The sequence below is a fragment of the Staphylococcus sp. Y174-1 genome (genome assembly GCF_049897865.1).
Lineage (GTDB): Bacteria > Bacillota > Bacilli > Staphylococcales > Staphylococcaceae > Staphylococcus > Staphylococcus saprophyticus.
Map to the genome: position 1 here is coordinate 444,005 of NZ_JAFCXB010000002.1, position 26,535 is coordinate 470,539.

General features: G+C 33.9%; 30 protein-coding genes. 17 read left to right on the forward strand and 13 right to left on the reverse strand.

The features are described from left to right. The first annotated feature begins 216 nt into the window (after window positions 1–216). Window positions 217–1,179: a DMT family transporter gene (locus ACP7BT_RS08950; protein WP_041079405.1), complete on the forward strand. Its 963-nt coding sequence runs from the start codon at window positions 217–219 to the stop codon at window positions 1,177–1,179. A 170-nt stretch (window positions 1,180–1,349) separates the two neighbouring features. Beyond that, complete coding sequence (locus ACP7BT_RS08955) at window positions 1,350–1,913, forward strand: TetR/AcrR family transcriptional regulator (RefSeq protein WP_011302267.1); 564 nt, start codon at window positions 1,350–1,352, stop codon at window positions 1,911–1,913. 57 nt (window positions 1,914–1,970) lie between these two features. Here the strand turns inward: ACP7BT_RS08955 and ACP7BT_RS08960 are convergent, their stop codons facing one another. Next, on the reverse strand, window positions 1,971–2,753 hold the full coding sequence (locus ACP7BT_RS08960) for a trypsin-like serine peptidase (protein WP_037537573.1): 783 nt from the start codon (window positions 2,751–2,753) through the stop codon (window positions 1,971–1,973). Window positions 2,754–3,040: 287 nt separating this feature from the next. Here ACP7BT_RS08960 and ACP7BT_RS08965 point away from each other — a divergent pair, with 287 nt between their 5' ends. Beyond that, a complete protein-coding gene (locus ACP7BT_RS08965) occupies window positions 3,041–4,018 on the forward strand; it encodes an LLM class oxidoreductase (RefSeq protein ID WP_002482237.1) in 978 nt (325 codons plus the stop codon). After that, entirely contained in the window at window positions 3,996–4,229 is a 234-nt protein-coding gene (locus ACP7BT_RS08970; RefSeq protein ID WP_002482236.1) for a DUF896 domain-containing protein, read from the forward strand. Before ACP7BT_RS08965 ends, ACP7BT_RS08970 begins: the two co-directional genes overlap by 23 nt. 334 nt (window positions 4,230–4,563) lie before the next feature. Here ACP7BT_RS08970 and ACP7BT_RS08975 read toward each other — a convergent pair whose 3' ends face one another. After that, window positions 4,564–5,421: a fructosamine kinase family protein gene (locus ACP7BT_RS08975; protein ID WP_002482235.1), complete on the reverse strand. Its 858-nt coding sequence runs from the start codon at window positions 5,419–5,421 to the stop codon at window positions 4,564–4,566. A 251-nt stretch (window positions 5,422–5,672) separates the two neighbouring features. On the opposite strand from ACP7BT_RS08975, the gene ACP7BT_RS08980 reads away from it, so the two are divergent. Continuing rightward, entirely contained in the window at window positions 5,673–6,740 is a 1,068-nt protein-coding gene (locus ACP7BT_RS08980; protein WP_041079408.1) for a quinone-dependent dihydroorotate dehydrogenase, read from the forward strand. A 109-nt stretch (window positions 6,741–6,849) separates the two neighbouring features. Beyond that, the gene (locus ACP7BT_RS08985; RefSeq protein ID WP_002482233.1) at window positions 6,850–7,272 is read left to right on the forward strand and encodes a universal stress protein; all 423 of its coding nucleotides are present in this window, start codon (window positions 6,850–6,852) and stop codon (window positions 7,270–7,272) included. 82 nt (window positions 7,273–7,354) lie between these two features. Here the strand turns inward: ACP7BT_RS08985 and ACP7BT_RS08990 are convergent, their stop codons facing one another. Together ACP7BT_RS08990 and ACP7BT_RS08995 are read right to left on the reverse strand one after the other, a co-directional pair. Beyond that, on the reverse strand, window positions 7,355–8,158 hold the full coding sequence (locus tag ACP7BT_RS08990) for a Cof-type HAD-IIB family hydrolase (RefSeq protein ID WP_002482232.1): 804 nt from the start codon (window positions 8,156–8,158) through the stop codon (window positions 7,355–7,357). A 50-nt stretch (window positions 8,159–8,208) separates the two neighbouring features. Then, the gene (locus ACP7BT_RS08995) at window positions 8,209–8,589 is read right to left on the reverse strand and encodes a VOC family protein (RefSeq protein ID WP_037537570.1); all 381 of its coding nucleotides are present in this window, start codon (window positions 8,587–8,589) and stop codon (window positions 8,209–8,211) included. Window positions 8,590–9,043: 454 nt separating this feature from the next. On the opposite strand from ACP7BT_RS08995, the gene ACP7BT_RS09000 reads away from it, so the two are divergent. After that, entirely contained in the window at window positions 9,044–10,471 is a 1,428-nt protein-coding gene (locus ACP7BT_RS09000; protein WP_041079410.1) for an APC family permease, read from the forward strand. Between the two features lie 139 nt (window positions 10,472–10,610). Here ACP7BT_RS09000 and ACP7BT_RS09005 read toward each other — a convergent pair whose 3' ends face one another. The 8 genes from ACP7BT_RS09005 to yut all read right to left on the reverse strand — a co-directional run bounded on the left by ACP7BT_RS09005 (window position 10,611) and on the right by yut (window position 18,111). Continuing rightward, window positions 10,611–11,024, reverse strand: coding sequence for a MarR family winged helix-turn-helix transcriptional regulator (locus tag ACP7BT_RS09005; protein ID WP_002482229.1), 414 nt, complete (start codon window positions 11,022–11,024; stop codon window positions 10,611–10,613). A 301-nt stretch (window positions 11,025–11,325) separates the two neighbouring features. Then, window positions 11,326–12,237 (reverse strand): ABC transporter substrate-binding protein, encoded by a 912-nt coding sequence (locus ACP7BT_RS09010; protein ID WP_426303760.1) that lies wholly within the window; start codon window positions 12,235–12,237, stop codon window positions 11,326–11,328. Between the two features lie 152 nt (window positions 12,238–12,389). After that, window positions 12,390–13,079 (reverse strand): ABC transporter ATP-binding protein, encoded by a 690-nt coding sequence (locus ACP7BT_RS09015; protein ID WP_002482226.1) that lies wholly within the window; start codon window positions 13,077–13,079, stop codon window positions 12,390–12,392. Beyond that, a complete protein-coding gene (locus ACP7BT_RS09020; protein WP_041079412.1) occupies window positions 13,072–13,851 on the reverse strand; it encodes an ATP-binding cassette domain-containing protein in 780 nt (259 codons plus the stop codon). The genes ACP7BT_RS09015 and ACP7BT_RS09020 overlap by 8 nt, the downstream gene beginning before the upstream one ends. Then, a complete protein-coding gene (gene nikC / locus ACP7BT_RS09025; RefSeq protein WP_041079414.1) occupies window positions 13,844–14,665 on the reverse strand; it encodes a nickel transporter permease in 822 nt (273 codons plus the stop codon). The genes ACP7BT_RS09020 and nikC overlap by 8 nt, the downstream gene beginning before the upstream one ends. Further along, window positions 14,662–15,642: a nickel ABC transporter permease gene (nikB, locus tag ACP7BT_RS09030; RefSeq protein ID WP_041079416.1), complete on the reverse strand. Its 981-nt coding sequence runs from the start codon at window positions 15,640–15,642 to the stop codon at window positions 14,662–14,664. Before nikB ends, nikC begins: the two co-directional genes overlap by 4 nt. Next, window positions 15,639–17,117, reverse strand: coding sequence for a nickel ABC transporter substrate-binding protein (gene nikA, locus ACP7BT_RS09035; protein WP_041079417.1), 1,479 nt, complete (start codon window positions 17,115–17,117; stop codon window positions 15,639–15,641). The genes nikB and nikA overlap by 4 nt, the downstream gene beginning before the upstream one ends. A 91-nt stretch (window positions 17,118–17,208) precedes the next feature. Continuing rightward, window positions 17,209–18,111 (reverse strand): urea transporter, encoded by a 903-nt coding sequence (gene yut, locus ACP7BT_RS09040; RefSeq protein ID WP_041079419.1) that lies wholly within the window; start codon window positions 18,109–18,111, stop codon window positions 17,209–17,211. 215 nt (window positions 18,112–18,326) lie between these two features. Here yut and ACP7BT_RS09045 point away from each other — a divergent pair, with 215 nt between their 5' ends. From ACP7BT_RS09045 to ACP7BT_RS09075, 7 genes are read left to right on the forward strand one after another with little or no spacing between them, the layout of a single operon-like run. Then, a complete protein-coding gene (locus ACP7BT_RS09045; protein ID WP_011302251.1) occupies window positions 18,327–18,629 on the forward strand; it encodes an urease subunit gamma in 303 nt (100 codons plus the stop codon). 15 nt (window positions 18,630–18,644) lie between these two features. Beyond that, a complete protein-coding gene (locus ACP7BT_RS09050; protein WP_002482219.1) occupies window positions 18,645–19,049 on the forward strand; it encodes an urease subunit beta in 405 nt (134 codons plus the stop codon). Window positions 19,050–19,054: 5 nt separating this feature from the next. Further along, a complete protein-coding gene (ureC, locus tag ACP7BT_RS09055; RefSeq protein WP_002482218.1) occupies window positions 19,055–20,770 on the forward strand; it encodes an urease subunit alpha in 1,716 nt (571 codons plus the stop codon). A gap of 10 nt (window positions 20,771–20,780) precedes the next feature. Continuing rightward, window positions 20,781–21,233, forward strand: a complete 453-nt coding sequence (ureE, locus tag ACP7BT_RS09060; protein ID WP_002482217.1) for an urease accessory protein UreE — start codon at window positions 20,781–20,783, stop codon at window positions 21,231–21,233. Next, window positions 21,226–21,915, forward strand: coding sequence for an urease accessory protein UreF (locus tag ACP7BT_RS09065; RefSeq protein WP_041079422.1), 690 nt, complete (start codon window positions 21,226–21,228; stop codon window positions 21,913–21,915). The genes ureE and ACP7BT_RS09065 overlap by 8 nt, the downstream gene beginning before the upstream one ends. Window positions 21,916–21,928: 13 nt before the next feature. Beyond that, window positions 21,929–22,543 (forward strand): urease accessory protein UreG, encoded by a 615-nt coding sequence (gene ureG / locus ACP7BT_RS09070; RefSeq protein WP_002482215.1) that lies wholly within the window; start codon window positions 21,929–21,931, stop codon window positions 22,541–22,543. Beyond that, entirely contained in the window at window positions 22,544–23,386 is an 843-nt protein-coding gene (locus ACP7BT_RS09075) for an urease accessory protein UreD (protein WP_002482214.1), read from the forward strand. Between the two features lie 85 nt (window positions 23,387–23,471). On the opposite strand, the gene ACP7BT_RS09080 is transcribed toward ACP7BT_RS09075, so the two are convergent. Continuing rightward, on the reverse strand, window positions 23,472–23,678 hold the full coding sequence (locus ACP7BT_RS09080) for a hypothetical protein (RefSeq protein ID WP_011302246.1): 207 nt from the start codon (window positions 23,676–23,678) through the stop codon (window positions 23,472–23,474). 177 nt (window positions 23,679–23,855) lie between these two features. Here ACP7BT_RS09080 and ACP7BT_RS09085 point away from each other — a divergent pair, with 177 nt between their 5' ends. The 3 genes from ACP7BT_RS09085 (at window position 23,856) to ACP7BT_RS09095 (ending at window position 26,442) form a co-directional block, all read left to right on the forward strand. Beyond that, complete coding sequence (locus ACP7BT_RS09085; RefSeq protein WP_037537560.1) at window positions 23,856–24,326, forward strand: thioesterase family protein; 471 nt, start codon at window positions 23,856–23,858, stop codon at window positions 24,324–24,326. Between the two features lie 173 nt (window positions 24,327–24,499). Next, entirely contained in the window at window positions 24,500–25,054 is a 555-nt protein-coding gene (locus tag ACP7BT_RS09090) for a TetR/AcrR family transcriptional regulator (protein ID WP_002482211.1), read from the forward strand. A gap of 137 nt (window positions 25,055–25,191) precedes the next feature. Then, window positions 25,192–26,442: an MFS transporter gene (locus ACP7BT_RS09095; RefSeq protein WP_002482210.1), complete on the forward strand. Its 1,251-nt coding sequence runs from the start codon at window positions 25,192–25,194 to the stop codon at window positions 26,440–26,442. Window positions 26,443–26,535 lie beyond the last annotated feature (93 nt).

Consider the following 26,535-nt stretch of genomic DNA (forward strand, 5'->3'; position numbering starts at 1 on the left):
ATTTCTACCCCTTATTCGAAATATTTGCACATTTTTATCATACTACTTTTTCATGATAAGTATCAAAATACTTTTAACACAAATGAAATCATATTGCTTTACGCTTATTATTGCCTATAAATATATTTACAAACATACTAGCTTTGCTAATTTTTAAATAAATGTTAAATTAAAAATATTAATTATTTTCAATTACAGTGTTAAAGGGTGAATCGTATGCGTGCAATATTAATTGGTATTCTTGGTGCATTATTTTTTTCTGTAACATTTATCTTGAATCATGCAATGGCTAAAGATGAAGGCAATTGGCTATTTAGTGCTTCATTACGCTTTTTATTTATGTTCCCCATACTTTTTATAATTATATACATTAAAAAGAACCTAACTAAAGTACATCATCATATTAAAACGCATTTTGTTGCATGGATGATTTGGAGTACCCTAGGATTTGTATTTTTTTATATGCCAATTACATTTGTCGCTAATTACAGTCCCGGATGGCTTATCTCTGCAACATGGCAATTAACAATCATTTGTGGTCTACTCCTCGCGCCATTTTTTTATGAATATGTGCAAATAAATCATCAACAAATAAAAGTAAGAGAGCGTATTTCTTGGCGCTCTGTAGGTACCTCTAACATTATGGTCTTGGGTGTGGTACTTGTCCAAATACCTCAAGTTTCTCATATTGAAATACAAGTTTTTATCATGTCGGTACTTCCTTTAATTATAGGTGCCTTTTGCTATCCTTTAGGTAATCGTAAGATGATGATTCTTGTGGATAATCAATTAAATACACTTGAACGTATTTATGGTATGACGCTCGTCACACTACCTATATGGGTGGTTATATTTATATGTGGTGTATTGAGGTCCGGTCCGCCTTCTTCTAATCAACTTTTACAGACATTTATCGTAGCCGTATTCTCTGGGATAATAGCTACGACACTCTTTTTCTATGCAACCAATATGGTAAAACATAACCAAGCAAAACTTGCAGCAGTCGAATCGACACAAGCGACTGAAATCATTTTTACATTAATTGGTGAAATGCTCCTTTTGGGCTTACCGCTTCCAAGCACAGTTAGTATGATAGGGATCATCATAATTACATTAGGTATTTTCATCTATAGTTTCATGAACAGCATAATTAAGGAAAACAATAACATGACACTGTAATTCAAATCACAAAATATTTTGGGACAAAGTTTTATAGTAAGGTTTTTAAACGTATTCCTTAATTTGTAATATATGCAGTTCAAATCATTCACATTGACATCTCGTTATGAAAGCAAGATAATTTGTTTGAATACATAATCGTTTTATAAATTAGAGGAGGTATGAGGTCAATGACTACAACACATGTTGACCCAAGAGTAACCAGAACTAAAAAGTTGTTGATGGACGCCTTTCGTGAAATTGCTAAAGAAAAAAAATTACAAACTATAACAATTAAAGACATTACGGAACGTGCAACGGTAAATCGCGCTACGTTTTATGCTCATTTTTATGATAAATATGACATTATGGATTATACGCTCTCAGAAACTGTATTAAAAAATTTAAATGATGCATTAGATGTTTCTTCAGAACTTAACGAAACGACATTATCTTCCAGCTTCATTACAATTACGAGTTATATTCAAGAAACACATAATGAATGTAAATTAAATAGCGAAGCCTATGGACAAGTTGTTGAAAAAAGAGTCAAAGAAGAGTTAGAGGATATCTTTTTAACATTGCTTGTCCAACAACATCCAAATGAAACAAGAGAATCTCTTGCGGCAAGTGCGAGATTTCTTTCATGGGGGTTATACGGTACAGCTAAGCATTGGTTTCATAGTAGTCAATTATCAGCAAATGATTACATTGAGGGTGCACTACCCTTTCTAATGAAACAGATTTTAAAATAAAAATCCACGTCAGGACTTATTAGGTCTCTGTCGTGGATTTTATGCTTGTACCTTTTATTAACTTTTATTCTTATTAATAAAGCTCAATACATCATCTGTCATAGCTACGGCACTATTACTTTCCCCTTCAATACCACCTTGGTGTATACCAATCACTTCATTATTTTCGTTAAATACAGGAGAGCCAGAATTACCTCCGAATGTACTCGCATTATATTCAAATTCAGTAGTGTTCGTATTCAGTATTTGGCCCTTACTCTCCCACATTGTAGCCAAGGACTTATCTCCTGGATAACCCGTTACGGTAATCGACATATCTTTTGTTACCGCTGAGGCATCTTTTAAAGTCGCCGGTTGAACTACATCTCCAACTGATTGGCCATCTTTATTTTTATTTAAATGTATAAGCGCTAAATCTTCATTTCCTGGGTACACTTCAATTTCTTTTTCAGAAAATGTACCATAAGACATCGTATTTTCATTTTGGGCAGCTGGTGAAAAAGTCATATTCCCTTCAGAAAGGTTGGCAACGTGTTTATTAGTTAACACTGTATTTTTATCAATCACAACACCCGTCGCAATATTATCTCCAATACTAATATAGCCAACAGATTGATAATGACCATTTGTTGTATTTTCTATTTGTGTTCTATCGTCATTAGGTAAGACGACTCTTGTCTTAATTTGATTGGTACCGACTTTAGCGTCTTCAGACTGAGCTGACTGATCAGTCGATTGATGTGTTTGCGTTGCAGCATATGTATTTCCATTTATCGAGATCACAGTACATAATAAAGCTATTATGAATATGAGACCACCTCGTAGTTTTCTTTTAAGCATAAACAACCTCCATCAAAATTTTTTCTATTTCAATTTAATGAATTTTCGGATAATAATCAAATAATTGTATTATCGTTTTAGAAATTTAGCTTTTAAAATAATAAATATCATTTAAATTCAACTGACTTTTTTAGTGAATAAACAACACAATTTCATTTTTGTTGTTTAGACAATATATGCATAAACATGTTGTTTGCATTAGTTAACAAATCAGTATACAATGCATTTATACAACAAGTGTTAGTTAGTTATCAAGTGTTGTAAATACAAGTTAAGGAGGGATAGACGTGACAACAATTCAAAAACACAATGGTTTCAAACGGACTTTTCAACAAGGCCATTTAACTTTGGGTTTAATGCTGCCTTTTGATAATTCTGAAAACATCGCATTGTCGTTTGAAAATCAAGTTGATTTAGCACAGTATGCTGAAAATCTTGGATTTACAAGCCTTTTTGTGAGAGATAATCCACTTTATAGTCCACATTTAGGTAATGTAACGACAAACTACGATCCGTTTGTATTTTTATCTTATTTAAGCGCTAAAACATCGAAAATCGCTCTCGGAACATCTAGTATTGTTGCTACATTGCGTCATCCAATTCATACAGCTAAAGCTGCAACTTCTCTTGACTTGATATCAGACGAGCGATTTTTATTAGGTTTAGCAACAGGAGATCGTCCATTTGAGTTTCCAGCTTTCAAGATAAAAGAAACGCAATTATCAAAGCAATTCCAGGATGCGATCTATGCAATGAATGATTTGTGGCAATCACATTCGCCAAAAATATCAAATTCAATATTTGAATTATATGAAGATTCAGGTCTTCAAATATTGCCAAAACACAATCATATACCCATGTTTGCTACAGGATATTCGCGACAGGAACTCTCCTGGATTAAGAAAAATATGGATGGCCTTATGTTTTATCCACAACCATTTCAAAAACAAAAAGCTTTATTAAAAGAATGGCATAACAATGATGTATTCAAACCATTTATGCATCCATTAGTTATCGACTTATCTTTAAATCCTAATGAACTCGTTAAACCAATTAAAGGTGGCTACCGTTTAGGTAGAAATACTTTATTAAACATTTTAAAATCATATGAAAAAATCGGTACAAATCATATAATGTTGCATTTAACATCTAATGATAGACCATATAAATCACTATTAACTGAGGTCGGCGATTATATTATTCCACACTTCCCACCTCATTTATCACAGGAGGAAAAAAACAATGACATTACTAGACAGAATTAATGAACTTGCAAATAAAGAAAAAATAGAAACGTTAAGCATTGAAGAAAAAGAAGAACAACAAACTTTGAGACAAGAATATTTGAAAATGATACGTGGACAAGTAATCCATACATTTTCAACGTTAAAAGTAGTCGATCCTTTAGGTGAAGACGTGACACCAGACAAAGTTTACCAATTAAGAGAAGAAATGGGTACACTTGATATAGATTAATTTAAATGAATCATCTAGAGATACTTGATTGTTATGAATAAGAGCCTGAGACATAATTAGATGCCTCAGGCTCTTTTTTCGTTTAGGCAGTAGATGACTGAATTGAAAATGTAACGTCTCACTTGTTTAAAGAAACGATGTTTTCATTTTTATGGACACAAATCATTCTGATGTATCAGCTGAAACTTAGCTATGCCACATAAAAATGCTAGTGAGATTGATGTATGAACGTTAGCTCATGCAAACCTTTATCCGAGTCATCCTTGCCTTGATTGCATAGATAGGCATACGAAATCTCTATTAGAAAATTTGATTTCTATCCCACTTCCTTATTTTATTGATTTAATATTTTTTGCATTGAACGATCAACACTACCTGCATACATTTCACCAAATTTAACTAGATGTACCATTAAAAGATACAATCTATAAAATTCTAAGCGCACATCTGCTCCCTCACTCAGTGGATAGTGCTTATGATAAGCGTCATAAAATGCTTGCGTAAATCCTCCAAACACTGAAGTAATGCCTATATCAAATTCTCTATCCCCATATAATGGTGCAGGATCGAATAGCGCTGGTGAACCATCTGTTAAAAACATGTAATTACCGCCCCATAAGTCGCCATGTAATAACGAAGGTTTGCTATTATGACTTTCTAATTCATTTACAATCACACGACGTACTGCCTGATATTGAGTGACATCTGCGTCTCCCCATAATCCTTGTTGCACCAATCTATCTTTGAGCTTATCTAAGCGTTTTTCTACAAACAAGGTAATCCAACTATCCGTCCAACTATTATCAAATGAAATATCGCCACCTTCATAAGGTAAATCAAAACCAAATTGATTATCTGCTTGTTGCTCGCTATGCATACGCGCCACAAGTTGTCCTAATGCTTCTTGGCTACCTGACACGCCTTCATCTAAATAAGTTAATAGTAAATAAGCGTCATCTTCAATTTCTCCACTATCAATGACTCTCGGTGCAGTAATACCGACTTTTTCAAATAAATTGAGCCCTGCAATTTCGGCATCAAAAAAAGTTGACTTTCTCTTACGTTGTACTAGTAGAAAATAATCTTCCTGATCCGTTTCAATACGAAATGCATCATTAACATCTCCACCACTTACAGGAACGATATTTTTAATATGACTTAAAGGCAATTGTGATTGCCACGCTTGATTCATGAATCATCCCTCCACTAATCTCTTAAAATTAAGTTATATATGATTATTTCCTTTTTCTTATCTACTTAATCATACAAAACTACCCAATGATTTCTGTGAATCTTCTATTAATTATTTTTATTTGGTCTAGGCATATATTCCGTAAAATGCTAGTCTATTAAAGACATCATTTTCAATTCAGCTTTTTTACATATTGAACTTAATATACATAAATATTTTTAATTAAATTTGATAAATGGAGCGATCACTATATGTATAAACTCATCAAACCAATGTTATTTCAATTCGATCCTGAAAAAGCGCATGGAATGACGATAGACGCGCTTAAATTTGTTCAAAACCATCCAAAATTATTACCTGTAATTAAAAAAATCTTTCATTACGAAAACGACTCATTAAACCAAAACCTCAAAGGCATTCACTTTGCGAATCCTATTGGTTTAGCAGCCGGCTTCGACAAATCTTGTGAAGTTCCTAAAGCTTTAGAAAATGCAGGATTTGGATCAATTGAACTTGGTGGTATAACGCCTAAACCACAACCAGGTAATCCAAAACCGCGTATGTATCGTTTAGTTGAAGATCAAGCACTCATTAACCGCATGGGATTTAACAATTTAGGTATGAATAAAGCTTTAAGTTATTTACGCAAGCATCGTTATCAAATTCCAGTCGGTTTAAATGTTGGTGTAAATAAATCCACACCTTATGAAGCGCGTTATGAAGACTACATCAAAGTGATTGATACGTTTAAAAACGACGTCACATTCTTTACTGTCAACATCAGCTCACCTAATACAGAAAATTTACAAAGCTTCCATGATAAAGATGAATTCTCGCAATTATGCGAAGCTATTCAGACATATAAACATAAAGAAAGCCTTAATGTTCCTATTTTCATAAAATTAACTTCTGATTTATCTTTAGATGGTCTTGGTGCAATGTTAACACCAATTACGCAAACTTTTGATGGCATTATACTAGCCAACACAACACAACAACGTGAAGCACTGCATTCAAATCATCGTGAAGAAACTGGCGGTTTAAGTGGCAAACCACTATTCGAGCGTAATCTTAAACTCATTTCTTATGCTTATAAACAAACAGATGGCCAATTTTTAATTATCGGAACTGGTGGTATTTTCAACGCAGAAGATGTCATAAAAATGATGCGCCAAGGTGCATCACTAGTTCAAATTTATAGTGCTTTAGTATTTGAAGGTCCAGGACTAACTCAGAAATTGAATAAACAATTAGCACATTATCTTAAATCAAATGGCTACAACAATGTTAACGAAATTATCGGTTTAGATGTAAAATAACGCTATGCTAACAAGCGTCATCCTATTTATTTAAGCAATCACTTAATCATCAATATTAAATTATTACTTTATTTTTAATAGGGTATATGAATAAAAAGGAGGCGCTATCATGTATAAGAAAATATTATTAGCTTACGACTTTGATAATTCGTTCAATAACGTCCCTAAAGAATTGGAAAATTTAACCAATGGCGTTGAAAATGCTGAAGTTACAGTATTTAATGTTATTCCAGAAGGTGAACTTGAAACGTCGGTACGTTACGATAATAAGCATTTTGAAGATTTAGCAAACGAGAAGAACGAAGTGCTCTCACCTTTCATTCAACAATTAGAAGCACTCGATTTAACTGTCACGGTTAAATTTAGCGCAGGTTATGTTAAACAAGCGATTTTGACTGAAGTGAAGGAAAATGCATATGACATTATCGTAATGAGTAATACGCGTGAAAAATCTGATATCAAGAATATACTTGGTAACGTTACACACAAAATTGCAAGTAATGTTGACATACCTGTATTAATTGTAAATTAGCAAATAAAAACTCAATTTCAGTTATAACTCGCCTCTATTCATTGGCAGGTATAACTGAAATTGAGTTTTATTATTAAATGCACTATTGTTGAAGATATCGTTCAATCACTTGTAAAACACCTGATTCATCGTTAGACGGTGCCCGATGTTTTGCAATCGCTGCTAATTCATCACTGCAATTTGCCATAGCATAACTATGTATGGTTAAACCGAGCATTTCTAAATCATTATTGGCATCACCAAACGCGAGTAATTCGTCCTGCTGTATGTCCCATTCTTTTAACAATTCTTTGATTGCAACGCCTTTATTCACACTAGGTAAGATTAAATCCACACTGTCATTTCCACTTGTCACTGCACGTATCTTCCCTTTATAACGTTGTTCTATTTCGTTAGTCACTTGCTTAACCAAGTCTTCATCTTTAATCCGTAAAGCTATTTTTACAAAGTGATCCTCTGTGATTTCATTAAATGAAGCTACTTTTTTGATATCATAGTAATAATTTCGTATAAAATTTAGGAATTCGTCGCTACTCTCATCACTTACATATGCTGAATGTATACCACTTAAAACAACATCACTGATATGATACGTTTGATGAATCATTTCTAAAACTTCAAATATGAGTTGTTGGTCAAAATAATGTGCTGTCAACAATGCATCATTTTGATAAGTTACCGCGCCATTTTCTGCTACAAAAGTGATATTATCTACCTTGTCAGGAAAAAATGAGCGTAACTGTGCATATTGATTACCACTAGCTACGATAAATTTTATATTTTGCTGTACAATTTTTTGATATAAACGATCAAAATATGCTTTGTCATAGGTATGGTCAGATTTAAGAAATGTACCATCTTTATCTACCGCAATTGCTTTTATCATACTGATACTCCCTTCAATACTGTATATAAATGTTTACGTTATAGTTTAAATTACATTGCGATAATATTAAATAAATGTCCATCAATATCGCTAAATAGACCACCATAAAAGCCTTCATGTTTTGTACCACGTTGAAGTACTTTTCCACCTGCTGTTTCAACAAGATTTAATAAGTCATCTACCTCTGCTGCCTCTTTTACAGAAACTGAAACCAATGCTTCATGTCTACCTATATCAGATTGTTGCGCCACTTTTTCAAATTGACCTTGCTCAATTAACATAATGATTTTATGATCTGCTGTTTCAATACCTCTCATTTTGTCTAAAACAGCTTCATTCTTTTTAATCGTAAACCCAATATTTTCAAAGAAAGTCGCACTCGCTTTTAAATCTTTTACTGGTAAATTAAGCCATGATGATTGTATATTCATCATAAATCCCCCCTATTTCATTCAATCTCAAATTTAATATTAGCTTACCATTTGCACTTGAATAAAACTATAAATCACTGTTTTTAATATAAATAAAAATACATCCTTTAAGTTAAGACCATGTGCCTAACTTTCGGGATGTATAAATTATTTTTCATCAGAGCATTCTATTATAATGAGGCTAAATAAAAATACTTTTTGAAAATATTAATGCGCTGCTAAAAGTATGTGTTAATTAGCTTTATTATCACTTTTCTAAAAATTTCTAGGTAATTATCTACTGGTATTAAACACTGCTTAACAAAGGTTCACATAAAAGTGGTATTTTTGTGTATATTTACACATATTTTTATAATATTTTTCTGAATATTTAGATATATATGTGCTATGATATACATTATCATAAATTAGTTATTAAGTTTTACGATATAGTATTCATTGGGAGAGGTTCATTATGAAAGGTTTTTTTAATAAGATTTTAAAAAGAGAAGATCCTTCCGTCTATCAAGTGAAGGATGCACATTTAAATAGAACATTACGTGTAAAAGATTTCCTTGCTTTAGGTGTTGGTACCATTGTTTCAACTTCTATTTTTACATTACCAGGTGTAGTCGCAGCACAGCATACTGGGCCAGCAGTTGCACTTTCGTTCTTATTAGCTGCAGTTGTAGCGGGTCTCGTATCTTTTGCTTATGCTGAAATGTCATCGGCAATGCCGTTTGCTGGTTCAGCATATTCTTGGATTAATGTCGTATTTGGGGAGGTATTCGGTTGGGTTGCCGGTTGGGCATTGTTAGCTGAATACTTTATAGCCGTCGCCTTTGTTGCCTCTGGTTTTTCGGCAAATTTACGTGGTCTCGTCTCACCATTAGGGATTGAATTACCCAAATCATTATCCAATACATTAGGGACAGATGGAGGCATCATTGATATCGTTGCCGCTGTGGTCATTTTACTTACTGCTTGTCTCTTGTCATATGGTGTTTCGGCAGCAGCACGTATTGAAAATATACTCGTTGTAATTAAAGTTTTAGCTGTTTTACTATTTATCGTAGTAGGTTTAACCGCTATTAATTTAAGCAATTATGTACCATTTATACCTGAACATAAAGTAACTGAAACAGGTTCCTTTGGTGGTTGGCAAGGTATTTATGCAGGTGTATCAATGATATTCTTAGCATATATTGGTTTTGATTCAATTGCAGCAAATTCGGCTGAAGCAATTAATCCACAAAAAACAATGCCTCGCGGTATCTTAGGGTCATTAGCAATAGCTGTCATTCTATTTGTCGCAGTATCACTTGTCCTTGTAGGTATGTTTACTTATTCAGCTTATGCTGATAATGCTGAACCTGTTGGTTGGGCCTTAAGACAAAGTGGTTTTGGTGTTGTGGCAGCTATTGTGCAAGCAATTTCTGTTATTGGTATGTTCACAGCCCTTATTGGAATGATGTTAGCTGGCTCACGTCTACTATATTCCTTTGGTCGTGATGGTTTATTACCTTCTTGGTTAGGTAAACTAAACAAGAAAAATTTACCTAATCGTTCATTAATTATTTTAACCATGATTGCAGTTATCATTGGCTCTATGTTCCCATTCGCCTTCCTTGCGCAGTTAATTTCTGCAGGAACCTTGGTCGCATTTATGTTTGTTTCCATTGGCATTTTTGGGTTACGCCCAAGAGAAGGAAAAGATATTCCGATGCCAGCTTTTAAAATGCCATTCTACCCTGTTATGCCAATCATCACGTTTGTCAGTGTCGTTGTTGTATTCTGGGGCTTAGGTGCTGAAGCAAAATTATACACACTCATCTGGTTTATTATTGGGTTGCTCATTTACCTTCTATATGGTGTGAAGCATTCTAAAAAACGTCAATCTTAATAATACGAATAAAAAGGGCTAAAACATGCATACGTGTTTTAGCCCTTTTATTTATAAAACACTCGTTTTATCATTCAACCAAATATTTATACTGCTGTTTATTTATCAACACAGCTATCGTTATAGCTTACATACACCATTAATCTATACTATCTATTTGAGAAAGCTTACGAATATTAGAAAAGCTCACTTTTGAGATCAGACTTTCATACGTGTTCAAAGCTTTTTCAGTAATGTCCTGCCCTTCCTCAGTTAAATAAATATACATCGCCCGGTGATCTTCAAGACATTCTTGTCTCACTACTAATGCTTTCGTTGGCTTTTCTATTCTTACAATTAAACGTGACATTGCACTTTGGCTTAAATCTACAATTTTAATCAAATCATTAATTTTATATTTTTTCCCTTTAGCTTTGTAAATCTCATACAACACATAAAACTCTTTTAAACTCAAATTGTATTCTTGCTTCAATTTTTTCTCAATCATCGTATCGATATAGTTTACATATTTCGTGAGCTGTACCCAATTATCAATTTTCTGTTGTTTTTTCATCGTATCCTCCCAAAGATATAAGCATCGTTTTAATACAATGTGATTTTATTTATGTAAATGATAACATTTATTTAATTAATTCTATAAATACATTTTTTGTCTTAATATAGGATGTCACCTTATAATGTTTAGCTCAAAAACTATGACATATGCATCTTTCTTTATCATCTTAGCGCTGTTATCAAAATAATGACCATTGATACACATTGACATACTCAATCAAATAGAAAAACTGCCGCAAAGTTTAACAACTTTGGCGACAGTTTTAAGTTTACTTCACTAACTAATTTGTTTTAAATGACTAATGATTTAATAATTTTTCTTTTAAGTCTTTACGTTCATAGTCTAATGAATATGGATCATTTAACCAGTAGATACCTTCATCCACTTTAAATGTTTTACCATTTTTAACCGCTTCTGTATTTTTCCAAATATCTTTATTTTCGAATGATAAATCTGCACCTTTGGCAACTGGTGTAACAACATAATCTCCTGACATTTCAGGAATTTGTTCTTCAGATATATCAGCTAAATCATTTTTCTTAGTCGCTTTTTCTACTTTTTCAGGCATTTTCAAACCAAATGAATCATATAGAATTTCACTACCGTGACCATATGTTTTACCTAATGCATAGATTTTTTTGTCGAAATCTTTAATGATAGATACAGTTGTATCTTCACCGATGGCATCTTTAATTTCATTACCATCATCTTTTGTTTTTTCTTCCCAGTCTTTAATCCAATCTTCTGCTTTATCTTCTTTACCTACGATTTTACCTAACTCTTTATGCTGTTCTTTATAATCATGTTTCATATAATCAAAAGCAATAGTTGGTGCAACTTTATTTAATTTTTTCAAATTCTTGTCAGTGTTGTATGTAATAATCAAATCTGGTTTAAGTTTCGCTACACTTTCAACATTTTCAGCATCTACTTTATCAACATCTTTAAATTTGTCTTTTAACACTTTACTATCATCTACAATGTTTGCGACACCCACGATATTTGCATCAAGTTCTTTCAATCCACCTGCATATGTTGCACCTAACACTACGATACATTTAGGGTCTTTAGGTATCTTTACTTTTTTACCTGAATCTTGTGTATACGTCTTTTCTTCTTTATCCTTTTTCGAAGCGTCATCACTTGAATTATTGCCACACGCCGCTAGTATTAACATCAGTGCTAGCAACGGAAATATTAATTTTTTCATTTATCTTTCCCCTTTTCTCATCTTATTCTCAATTATACATTATTATATATTAATCTCAATCATATATCACGCATTATTTTTGAAATTTAAATATATTTTATTATCGAAATTTAAATATATTTTATTATCGAAATTTAAAAAAATACTACTTTCTAATAAATAGAAAGTAGTGTTTTAGTATATTCATGACGCGTAACATTAAATAAATCTTTAGTTTCAAAATCATCTACAATTTCACCATTTTTCATTACAATGAATCGATTAACAATTTGATTTAGAAACGCAAGATCATGTGATATTAATATCATGCCTTTATGTGTTGTTTTATAATAATGCCTTAATATATCAATCATACGTTGTTCTGCAATGACATCTAAGCTTGCTGTAATTTCGTCACAAATAAGTATGTCAGGTTCTAACATTAATGTACGTATCGTATTAAAACGCTGCAATTGGCCACCACTTAACTCTTCAGGCAATCGATCCATCAATTTTGTATCTAATTGCATATAGACCATTAAATCAGACAAGCGTTGCGCCGCCTTTTGTGATTCCCCTCTACGTTGATACTTTATTGGCTCTTCCATAGATTTTCTAATTTTAAATTTAGGATTAAAGCTATCTACAGCATGTTGAAATATTGGTAAAACGCGTTCCTTATGCGTGATAACTTCACCATGTGTTGGTTGAAGTAATCCGAGCATTATTTTTGCTAGTGTCGTCTTACCAGAACCACTTTCACCAACGATTCCGACAATCTCGTCGGCTTGTATGGATAATTGAATCTTTTTTAAAATAGCTTCATGTTTATAGCTAAAGCTAACGTCTGTTAAATTAAGCATGGTAATCCCCTTTCTTTAATCGACTACGGGAATTAAATAATTTTAAACTATACGGTTTAACATCATTATTTTTAAAAGCATCAATATGATTGGACTCTACCATTTCACCATTTTTAATGACATGAATCCAGTCACTAAAATCTAATACATGCGATAGATTATGTGTTATTAACAGCAAAGTCACTTTGTGTACTTCAGCCAAATGTTTAATCAAATTCATAATACTCACGCCTGTAACAGCATCTAATGAAGCTATTGGTTCATCGGCAATAATGACCTTAGGATTGAGCATTAATACGCTAGCAATTTGAACTCGAGCTAATTGCCCTCCAGAAAGACTGAAACGGTACTTTGACATCATTTGAGAAGGATTTAATTCGACCCATGATAGTGCTTGTTCCACAATTTTTTGCGCACCTTTTTTATCTGTATTGTAATGTTGTCTATATATAGAAATCAATTGTTTCCCAAGTTTCGTATGATCGTTAAAGCTGTGTGTATAGTTTTGAGAAATAAAACCAATTTCTTTACCTAAAAGATTGTGCATATCAGACATCTCACTATGTTCATAAGTCATGCAATCGTATTGCATATCTAGTGTGTTCGGTATCTGTTGGACCATTGCTCTAGCTGTTAAACTTTTGCCAGAACCACTCTCACCAATTAAGACATTCACTTTACTTTTTTTAAGACCTAAATCCACGTGTTGAATCAGCTTATTACCAAAACGATCTGCTATAGATAAATTTGTTATTTCTAGTATATTAGTCATTCACATCACGTTGTCCTTTCAATAACCTGTCTCTCAGCGCGTCGCCTGCTAAGTTAAATAATAAAATCGTAACAGTAATTAAACAGGCTGGCACAATAATCAGTAACGGGTAGGAACTAATATAATCTCTGCCTGCATTAAGCATCGCGCCCCATTCAGGAGATGGTGGTTGTGCACCTAATCCTAAAAATGAAAGTGAAGAAATATATAATATAATTTTCCCAAAATCTACAGTCATTAATACAATAATAGATGGCATCACTTGCGGCATAAAATGTTTAAAAATAATGACATGTGTCGGTACATGAAATAATCTTGCCATCTGTATATATGGTTTATTGATTTCACTACTAACTACTGACCGCGTTAATCTTGTATAGGTCATCCACTTGATAATTGTAATCGCAATGACAAGGTTCCAAATACTCGGTTTGAAAAAACTAGCTAATGCAATCATTAATACAAACTCAGGAATGCTTAACCCAATATCAATTAAACGCATAATGAACGTATCTACGATACCTTTCTTATAACCAGCAAGCAGACCTAATGGCACACCAATGATAACTGTAATAAACAGCGTAATTAAACTTATGATTAATGTATATCTAGCACCGATAATCACTCTTGAAAATAAATCACGTCCGTAATCATCCGTACCTAACCAATGTGTTAAATTTGGCGTTTCCAAACTACTGCCTAAATTGACTTCGTATGCACTATGAGACGATACAAAAAACTGTGCAATGATAAGTACAACAAAATAAACCGCAAATGCATAAAATATCATATTTCGTCGGTTAATGTGCTTCATAATGACTCACCATCCTGACGTTTCATGCATTCAATATCCGTTGGCTTGTTATATCGTCGCTTGGGATCAATCCATAATAATAGTAAATCACTCACTGTATTTGCTAATACAACAAAGAAACCAATCATGATAACAGCACCTTGAACAACAGGGTAATCACGTGCTCGAATACTATCTACAAGAAAATGACCAATCCCTGGTATACCAAATAAATTTTCTATCACAACAGTACCACCGATTAGACTGCCCACAGACATACCTAACACCGTAATGATTGGAATAATTGCTGGTTTAAATAAATCTTGCCATAATATATAACGTTCAGACATCCCTCTTAATCTTGCTGCTTCCACTTCTTTTGATTGGTAGAGTTCGACTAAATTTGAACGCATTAACCTTACGTAATATGCACTCATACCAACGCTTAATGCAATGACTGGTAATATATAGCCTGCCATTGTATCAAGACCAGAGGACGGGAGTAGATTCCACTTTTGCGCAAACACATAAATCAATATCGTACCCAAGAAAAAGGACGGTATACTTACTGTAAAAGATGTCACACTTCTTATTAAACTGTCTAACCATGTATGATAGTACTTTGCTGCAATCATGCCTAATGGTATGGCTACGACAAACACGACAACTATTGTCATCACTGCGATAAATAATGTTGGCGGTGTATAGTAAATTAATTCTTTGATAACGGGTTCACCTGTTTGATAACTGGTCCCAAAATTTAATTGGATAATTTGCCCGAGCCATTGCACATACTGAATGATTACGGGTTGGTCTAGCCCCAGTTTTGCTTTAGTCGCTTCTATTTGATCACTTGAAACATTTGCTACATCCAAATGTAATATTTTATCTATAGGATCTCCTGGCGTAAGTTTCATTAAAATAAAAGTAATAGTAGAAAGGACAAACAATACAATAATCATTTGTCCAATTCTAGAAAGTATATTTTTTAATATCATTTCGCTTTATCAACCTTATAATCAATGAGATAAATGCCTTCAGGCGTTGCTTTTAAGTTTTTAACTTTTTTATTCATACCGACAATATTATCCATATAAGTAAGATAACTATTGGCTTTATCTTTATCTGTAATATCGATAATTTCATTAGTTAGTCGATTACGTTCAGTTTTATCAACTGTTTTATTGAATTGATCAATCAGTTTGGTTACTTTCGCATTGTCATATCCACCTGCATTGATTGCACCCTCAGGCTTATACGCTTGATTAAAGAAATAACCCGTATCACCTCTAGGAATCGTTCCAAAGCTATACATTGATGCATCCCATTGGCTCTTGTCTTTAAGATAACCCTCTATATCATCTACGTTACGAATCGTAATATCAATATTTGCTTTTTTAGCATCTGATTGAAGTACTTGAGCCATTTTTGGAAGCTCTGGACGTCCGTTATATGTTGATACCGTTAGTTTTAAAGGATGTGCTTTCGTGTAGCCTTGCGCTGCCATTATTTTTTTAGCTTCATCAATATCTTGCTTTTGTACCTGTTGTTTATCAATAAAATCTAATTTTGTATTAAATGGCCCAGTGGCAGGTGTCGCATGATGCTTGGAGACATTTTTAGCAATGCTTTCTCTATCCACAACTTTGTCAAGGGCTTCACGCACCGGTTTCGTCATTTTTTTACTTGTGTGGTTATACATGATCAAGGACGTTCTAAATCCAGAAACTGAAGATGTTGTCGTTTTATCACCTTGATTTAATGTTTTTTCTTTTTCGACTGGCACATCTGTGATGACATCGGCTTTGCCTGAACTTAGATCACTTGAACGCGCATTACCATCTTCTTGATATGTAACATTTACATGGTCTAATTTTGGTTTACCTTGCCAATAATCCTTAAATTGATCTAGTTTAATATTTTGAGATTGTTTGTAATCTTTAATTTGGTATGGTCCCGTACCAACAGGCGCTTTCGTTACATCACTATCCGCTTTTGTATCGTAAATAGCCGAAAATGGACTGGCCAATTCAGATACTAATTCAGGATAAGCCTCTTTGGTAGTGATACTTACATTTTGGCCATCTACTTTAATTTCTTTAATTGGTAATGAGCCTTTAACGAGATCACTTTTTTTTATACTTTCCTCAAGACTCGCCTTTACAGCTTGGCCCGTTACTTTTTTACCATTTTGAAATTTAATGTCATCTTTTAATTTCAAATCTAATTGCGTTGGTGATTTCTGGTTATACGTATCTACTAAAAGTTTTTGTACTTTACCATTCGCACCTGCTTTAAATAGTGATTCTGCTGAGCCTATCTTAACAGGTACATCTGTTTCGTAAGGTGCTATAGAAGTTGTCTTTAGTGGCAATTCGACATTCAATGTTTTACCTTTTGATTCATTACCTGATCCACTGCAACCTGCCAACACAATCGCTGTTGTTGCTAATAGTGCGACCATTTTTTTCATTCATATTCCTTCTTTCTAATAAATTATTAATCACTTAAAAAATATACTTATGACTTTATCTTGCATAACATTCATTATTAATAACCTATGATTATATTTCTTGCGCTTTCATTTGATTACCCGCAAATAGCATTATCCACGTTGCGATAATAAACGGCAGTGTAAAGACAGGGAGTCCATAGGGTGTTAATAATGTCGTCATACCTGCATGGATGACCACAGTCAGCAATATACCTAAAACGATACTAATTGGTCGTTGTATTCTAGTTCGAAATGCTATGCCTAGCGCTAACACAGTGAGTATCACATTATAGCCGAATAAACCTTCATTAATTTGATCATGATTTGCACCTAATACAATCACTGCTAAAAATCCTATTAAATTGGCTACTATCGCATAAACACCCGCTTTTCTAGATGCTATAAAAATGCCGATTAATATTAACGTGCCCGCTAACACACTTTTCAATAAAAATATTTCACTAAATCCGGATAAAAAAGCATTGATAAATTGAATATGATGACCCGAAAATTGAATTTCCTGTATCGCATTGGGAAGAATATTTACATCAGCATTTACGAATTTAAATTGAAATGACATGAGTAAAATGAGCCAACTTACGAACACATAAGGCATCGTTAACATAGGTACACCAAAAGGTTTAAAGAACTCTCTAAATGCAGAACCGATTGGCATCGTAATGATGATTGCAACTAAAATAATAATTAAACTGTACCATTGTGGTACTAAAAATAATGTCAATGCAATTGCTGTTAATACTGGATTAAAACCTGATAATCCTGTATTGATTTCTTCTTCTGAATAATTAGTCCTTTTTGCTAGTAACAATGCAATGACGCTCGCTATGAGTGCCATCACACCCACCTTCCAGCTACCTATAAATAGCCCTAGCAAAATAAATAATCCCGTCCATGCATTATTTAGCAGTAGTACTTGTGAGATATTCTTCAATACAATTCGAATCGCATCCACATTGTCACCTGATTTCTATATATTCTGACTTAAACAATAATATATGAGAAATACAAAAAATTAAAGCAATATATATCATGATTTTATTTAAATATTTTTGAATTTTGTAAAATGTAATGGGTTATTCTTGTAGTTCTAAATTAATCGTCTTATTATTAAGGTGCACATATAATTTTTTATGTACACAATTCAATTTGTCGAAAGGTAGTGAGATTGTGCATTTTACACAACGTGAACAAGATAAACTGATGTTGGTCATCGCAGCAGATTTAGCTCGCAGACGTCAACAACGAGGTTTGAAATTAAATTATCCGGAAGCTGTAGCTATTATCAGTTTCGAGTTACTCGAAGGCGCTAGAGACGGAAAAACAGTTGCCGAACTCATGAGCTATGGTAAACAAATATTAAATGAAGATGACGTGATGGAAGGCGTTGCAGATATGTTAACTGAAATGGAAATCGAAGCAACGTTCCCAGATGGTACGAAACTCATTACTGTCCATCACCCAATCGTTTAGAGGAGGATTAAAATTATGAAACCTGGTGAAATTATAGTCAAACGTACAGAAATCGAAGTGAATCAAGGGCATAATGCAACAATCCTTAATGTTAAAAATACAGGCGATCGCCCTATTCAAGTTGGTTCACACTATCACTTTTTCGAAGCTAACCCAGCGTTACAATTCGATCATGAAAAAGCCTATGGCAAACGTCTAGATATACCAGCAGGCGCGGCTGTTCGTTTTGAACCTGGTGATGAAAAAGAAGTACAACTCGTAGAATACAGTGGTAAACGTAAAATCTACGGTTTTCATGGTGACGTAAATGGTTCCATCGATGAGTCACGTGTTTATAAACCGGAAGATGATGGTACTGCAACAGAAGTCATTGCAGAACAAGACAAAACGAGTAAAAATGCTAACAAAGGAAGAGGGTAAAAAGTATGAGCTTTAAAATGACGCAATCCCAATATACAAGTCTGTATGGACCCACTGTTGGTGATTCTGTAAGATTAGGCGATACAAACTTATTTGCTCGCGTAGAACGTGATTACGCTACATATGGAGATGAAGCTGCATTCGGCGGTGGTAAGTCTATCCGTGATGGTATGGCACAAAATCCAAATGTCACACGTGATGACAAGCAAGTTGCTGATTTAGTCATCACAAATGCGATGATTATTGATTACGATAAGATTGTCAAAGCCGACATCGGCGTTAAAAATGGTTATATCATGAAAATTGGTAAAGCTGGCAATCCAGATATTATGGATAACGTAGATATTATTATTGGTGCTACAACAGACATTATTTCTGCTGAAGGTAAAATCGTAACTGCGGGTGGCATAGATACACATGTCCATTTCATTAACCCTGAACAATCGCAAGTTGCATTAGAAAGTGGTATCACAACACATATCGGTGGCGGTACAGGCGCGTCTGAGGGTACGAAGGCGACAACTGTCACACCTGGACCATGGCACTTACATCGTATGTTACTCGCAGCAGAGTCATTACCGTTGAATATTGGCTTTACTGGTAAAGGGCAAGCTGTAAACCACACAGCTTTAGTCGAACAAATTCACGCTGGTGCAATCGGCTTAAAAGTACATGAAGACTGGGGTGCAACGCCTTCAGCACTGGATCATGCTTTACAAGTCGCAGATGACTATGACGTACAAATCGCGTTGCACGCAGATACGTTAAATGAAGCTGGTTTCATGGAAGAAACGATGGCTGCAGTAAAAGATCGCGTATTGCATATGTATCATACGGAAGGTGCTGGTGGTGGCCACGCGCCCGATTTAATTAAATCTGCTGCGTATGCTAACATTTTACCTTCTTCAACAAATCCGACGTTACCTTATACTGTCAATACAATCGATGAACATTTAGATATGGTTATGATTACCCACCACTTAAATGCATCAATCCCTGAAGATATTGCGTTTGCGGATTCACGTATTCGTAAAGAAACCATTGCAGCTGAAGATGTACTTCAAGATATGGGCGTATTTAGTATGGTAAGTTCTGATTCACAAGCAATGGGACGTGTCGGAGAAGTAATTACCCGTACTTGGCAAGTTGCTCACCGTATGAAAGAACAACGTGGATTATTAGATGGCGACAGTGAATACAATGACAATAATCGTATTAAACGCTATATAGCTAAATATACGATTAACCCAGCCATTACACATGGTATCTCTGACTATGTAGGTTCAATTGATGAAGGTAAATTAGCCGACATCATTCTTTGGGAACCAGCATTCTTTGGCGTTAAACCTGATGTCATCGTTAAAGGCGGATTAATCAATGCTGCAATCAACGGAGATGCGAATGGCTCTATCCCTACTTCAGAACCTTTAAAATATCGTAAAATGTATGGTCAATTAGGTGGAAATCTCCAAAGTACATCGATGACTTTTGTTTCTACAACTGCTTATGAAAACGATATTGGTAAACTTTTAGGCTTAAAACGCAAATTAAGACCTGTGCACAATATCCGTAAATTAAGTAAAAAAGATATGAAAAACAATAATGCAACACCAGATTTAGACGTTGACCCACAAACATATGAAGTTTTTGTTGATGGAGAGAAAATTACAAGCGAACCTGCTACAGAATTACCATTAACACAACGCTATTTCTTATTCTAGGAGGTAAATCATGATTATCGAAGAAATTGTAGGTAATATCGCTAATCTTTCAGATAGTGAAAAAGGTAAACATATGGAAAAGGTATACCTAGAAAATTCAGATTTAGTAAAAAGAATTCAACGCGTTACAACAGATCATGGTAATGAAATAGGTATCCGTTTAAAACAGCCTATTGATTTACAATACGGCGATATATTATATAAAGATGATAAAAATATGATTGTTGTTGATGTAAATTCTGAAGATTTACTGGTAATCAAACCACGTACATTACAAGAAATGGGAGATATCGCTCATCAACTTGGTAACAGACATTTACCAGCACAATTCACAGAAACTGAAATGCTCGTTCAATATGACTACTTAGTGGAATCTTTATTAAAAGACCTAGGTATTCCTTATGAACATGAAGACCGCAAAGTTAACAAAGCATTCAGACACATAGGACATTCACATGATTGATCATGCACACCTACGCCTGTTTCAATTTTGCGATTCGCAATTCCCAACAGGCGCATTCAGTCATTCATTTGGACTTGAGACATATATCCAGCGTGATACTGTCCATGACGAAGAAAGTTTCCAACAATGGCTTGTGTTATTTTTAAATGAGCAATTAACATATGCAGATGGTTTAACAATGCGTTTAGTGTATGATGCCCTAAATGAAAATGATACAAAAGCAATATTGAAATTAGATCGTATTCTTTTCGTTCAAAACTTACCAAAAGAGACGAGACAAGGTTCAAAACAAATGGGAAATCGCATGGTTAAACTTGCGTCTGAATTATATGATAGCGATTGGATTAATTGGTATCATGACCAAATGAAAGATAAAAAAGCATCCTTGCATCCTGCAATTTGCTTTACAATGCTTGGTCACCATCTCGGTGTCGATATCGAAACCATCATTGACTATTATCTATATCAAAATGTGTCCAGTCTCACTCAAAATGCCGTTCGTGCAATTCCATTAGGACAAACTGCCGGACAGCGTATTGTTCATAAGATGATTCCAATCATGAAAGAAACAAGAGACCATATCATGATAATTCCTGCGTCACAGCTCGGTATTACAGCACCAGGTTTGGAAATCAATCAAATGGAACATGAAAACGTAAATGTAAGAATTTTTATATCTTAGGAGGACAAGCTTTATGACAGATACAATTAAAATAGGTGTCGGCGGCCCTGTTGGTGCAGGGAAAACGCAACTTATCGAAAAAATTGTCAAACGCTTAGCAAAAGACATGAGTATCGGTGTAATTACAAATGATATCTATACTAAAGAGGATGAGAAAATATTAGTAAATTCAGGTGTCTTACCCGAAGATAGAATCATCGGTGTAGAGACAGGTGGTTGCCCTCATACAGCAATTCGTGAAGATGCGTCAATGAACTTTGCAGCGATTGATGAATTAAAAGAGCGCAATGATGATATTGAACTTATCTTTATAGAATCAGGTGGCGATAACTTAGCTGCTACATTCAGTCCTGAACTTGTCGACTTTTCAATCTATATTATCGATGTTGCCCAAGGGGAAAAAATCCCACGTAAAGGTGGCCAGGGTATGATTAAGTCCGACTTTTTCGTCATTAACAAAACAGATTTAGCACCTTACGTTGGCGCATCATTAGATCGTATGGCAGAAGACACGAAAGTCTTCCGTGGGAAACGACCATTTACTTTTACAAATCTTAAAACAGATGAAGGCTTGGATGAAGTCATACAATGGATTGAACAAGATGTCTTTCTTAAAGGATTAGCCTAAATGTCTAACAACAAACAAGCTTGGACAGGACAATTAGATTTATCCGTTTTTAACAATGGTAAAAAATCTGTTGCTAGAGATGTCTTTTTTGAAAAAGCCTTAAAAGTCATGCGTCCAGTCTATCTAAATCAATCTGATATCCCCACCTTCTATATCGTCAACGTAGGTGGCGGATACTTAGATGGTGACCGCTATACGATGAATTTTAATATTGATTCTGATGCTAAAGTTATATTAACTTCACAAGGTGCCACAAAAATTTATAAAACATTGAATGATCATGTCGAGCAATACCAAACCTTTAATATAAAAAATAATGGTTATGCTGAATATGTTGGTGATCCCATTATAGCCTTTGAAAACGCTAAATTTTATCAACACAATGTATTCAATTTGGAATCAACTGCTTCCCTATTCTATACAGATATTCTTACGCCAGGCTATTCCAAATCAGACAAACGCTTTAGTTATACGTATATGCACTTACTAAACGAAATATATGTAGATGATGCATTGGTAACGTTTGATAATATGTTACTCGATCCACAGAAACAAAATGTAGATGGTCTAGGTTATATGGAAGATTATACGCACCTTGGTTCTTGTTATTTCATCCACCCTAGCGTAAATCAAAAATTTATTGAACAAGTTTATGAGGAAATTAAACACTTCCAACATAAATATGACTGTCGTTTTGGTATCACACATTTACCAACTCACGGTTTCAGCCTTCGTATCTTATCTAATAAAACACAAGTGATTGAAAGTATCATAACTGCAGTTCAATGTTATGTCGTCAAACAAATCTTTGACCGTGATGTAGATTTTTTAAGAAAGTATTAGTTTTAAAAAAGGGCTGGAATCATTTCCAGTCCTTTTTATTATGAATATGAGTTCAGTTATATTATTAACGTTCAAAGTCTATTTCTTAAATCAGGTTAAGTAGCCAAACTAAGCTTGCTACAAATAATACAATAGTAATGAGATAAATGGTTAACTTTTGCCCTTTAGTTAATGCTTTTTCTTCTTTTGTAAACAAACTAAACATGGTACCATCTTTGCCCATTAATAATGTAATAGAATAAATAAGAAAGACAATAGAAATAATGAATAATATTAAGGCAACCAATACCATATATGTCCCCCTTTTCCAGTTGTAAATTTTTCTAGTAAGCTAAATATCATACTATCTTACATTATGGATTTTATAAAGAATTAACTATTTTTAAGCCTCGTAAAACAAATTGTTAACTCTGTTCATACATAATTGATACAATAGTACAGGCTTATAAAAAATAAAGGAGTGATTTTTGTGACAGATGAATATATCTATAAAAATACGGTACAGCCATCTTGGATAGACAATAATAATCATATGCATGATGCGCAATATTATTCCATTTTCAGTGATGCTGTTGTAGGCTTTTTTGAATCTATCGATTTCTCTACAGATTATCGTCATAGTCAAGATGTGACAATGTTCAGCATAGAAGCGCATATTTCATTTTTAAAAGAACTTTTACTCGATGAATCCTTCTATATTAAAGTACATATTTACGATTACGATGCCAAAAGAGTACATTTATTCTTAACAATGTATAATAGCAACGATGAACGCAATGCAACATATGAAGCCATTATGATGGGTGTTGGCAATGAAACAAGACGAAGCATGGACTTTCCTAAACCCATCCAAGAAAAAATCAAACACTATTTTGATCAACAAAACACTTTCGACGTACCTAAACAACTCGGACATGTCATCGGCATTCCAAAGAAATAGCTACGCTTGGTTACTACAACTAAATCATGCAAATATCATTCGACGCTATTAGTAAAGCTCAATACACTTTATAATCAGATAAGTGTATTGAGCTTTACGCTTTTTTTGACATTCTCATTGTGCGTTGCTAGAATTAAATAGAATGACCATTCTACTTTGAAAGTGTGAGATATATGTCACAAAAGAAACAAGATATCTTGAGTGTAGCAGAACGCCTATTTTATGAATATGGTTTTAAAGGTGTAGGTTTGAAGCAAATTATACAAGAAGCTAATGTCGCAACGATGACGCTATATAATCATTTTGAATCTAAAGATAACTTAGTGGCTCAAGTACTGAAACAGCGTGAAACACGTTATTGGCACTATCTAGACAGTCACGTTGAACAACATCCTGAAAAACCTTTTATATCAGCAGTCACGGCGCATTGTCAGTGGTTAAATGATTATTCGTATAAAGGTGATATGTTTATGCGTGCTATTGAGGATTATGCAGACACGGATAATGAGATTGAAAGTACAGCAAGAGGTCACAAAGAAAGACTGTTACATTATTTAGAAAAACTTGCTGATGATGCTGGTATTGAAAATGGTTATGATTTAGCCGTTCAATATACTTTGCTTTTAGAAGGTACAACTTCTATGACTGCTTTATTAGGTTCTAAAGATGCGACTTCGCATGCTATCACAATGGCCAAGTTATTATTAAATGAAGCACATAATCAATAATTCCAAACGAGTTTGAAGTATTTTAATACAAAATGCACTTACTCGTTATCTTTAGCGCAAAAGTAGAATGAACATTCTATATATTTTTTGGTTCTAAGTAGAATGAACATTCTATCTATAAAAGGAGGTTCCTATTAATGAAATTTTCAAAACTTGTATTCCCTGGTATTGCTATGATCGCAACGACCTATGGATTAGGCCGTTTTAGTTTTGGTCTCTTTTTACCAGACATTACTAATGATTTATCTTTATCTGCATCTCAAGCTGGTCTAATTTCGTCTTTATTTTATTTAGCGTATTGTTTTACAATCGTTTATTCAACTTTACAGACAGATACGATTGGTCCAAAACGTATGATTATACTTGCTGGCATCTCTGTAGTCATTGGTTTGATTACTATTGGCGTATCAAGCAATGCAATCATTCTATCTATCGGTGTTATTTTTACAGGTGCAAGCACCGGTCTCGTTTCTCCTCCGTATGGCTATACCATTTCGTTGTGGATTAATCTTCAAGATCAAGGTAAAGCAAATACTTGGATTAATTCAGGAACGAGTATGGGTTTAATGTTTACTGGTATAACAGCAATGCTTGTATTTTTAGATTGGCGTCATACTTATTTAATATATGCTTTAATTGCATTGGTTGTTTTATTTTGGAACTATATCGTCATACCGAAGCTTCAAAAAGATATTAAAATTCATACAGGTAGTCTTAATATTAGAGATATTTCTGCGAGCACACGTATCGTCACTGCCTCTACACTGCTCGGTATATCTACAGCACCATTTTGGACTTTCTCAAAATCCTTTGTCCAATTAACAGGCAATTATTCAGATATAGCACTCTCTATTTTTTGGATTTTAATTGGCATATTTGGTGTAGTTGGTGGTATTTCTGGTTCAATTATCGATAAAAAAGGGATTCATTTCGCGTTTAATTTTGGCGTTATTGCATTAGCATGCGCTAGTGTATTATTAGCATTCACGCCAAGCATTTGGTTACTGCCATTTGTTGCGTCATCACTATTCGGCCTGAGTTATATTTTCTTAACCGGTGTTTTACTGGTTTGGGGAATCAAACTGTTTGTCAAAAATGCTTCTCTTGGCATAGGCATACCTTTTTTACTTCTAGCGGTTGGACAAGTCATAGGTTCATCTATCGCTGGTATTGTAATTGATATACTTAATTATCAATATAGCTTTATCATTTTTGGCATTATCGGACTGATTCCATTACTCATTTATCCTAAAGTAGAGGTTACAGAAAACAAAATACCGAAAGGTCGTTATAGTAAATTACAAAAAACTAACTCAGATATACTTAACGATACTTACGCACAACATCAAACTTCAAACTCAAATAATGATGAATATAACCATATATAAAAAGGGAATAAGCCTGAAATCAATAATTCTAAATTGATTTCAGCTTATTCCCAACTTATGCCTATATGCATATCATTTCTTTTTGAAATTTAT